Here is a 240-nt window from a genome sequence, read left to right as displayed (position 1 = left end):
TCGAAGACGATGACGGGGTTCAGGGAGGACATTTCGGCGTAGACGGGGATGGGTTCGGGGCGGGCGGCGGCGGTCCGCATCAGGGCGGTGCCGGCGGCCTGGGAGCCGGTGAAGCCGACGGCCTTGATGGCCGGGTCGGCCACGAGGGCCTGGCCGATGCTGGCGCCGGGGCCGTAGATGAGGGAGAACACGCCGGGGTGCAGGCCGTGGTCGGTGACGGCCTTAACAATGGCCTGGCCG

The 240-nt window shown here is 71.7% G+C and carries 1 protein-coding gene; it reads right to left on the bottom strand.

What is annotated here, in order from left to right:
• Nucleotides 1-240 (bottom strand): aldehyde dehydrogenase family protein (locus tag ASF72_RS20975; RefSeq protein WP_235504698.1); only part of this gene is annotated, 240 nt, incomplete at both ends.

The organism is Arthrobacter sp. Leaf141 (assembly GCF_001424565.1).
Taxonomy (GTDB): domain Bacteria; phylum Actinomycetota; class Actinomycetes; order Actinomycetales; family Micrococcaceae; genus Arthrobacter.
Note: the sequence above shows the minus strand (reverse complement) of the source record. Positions and strands in the feature narration are given on the sequence as shown.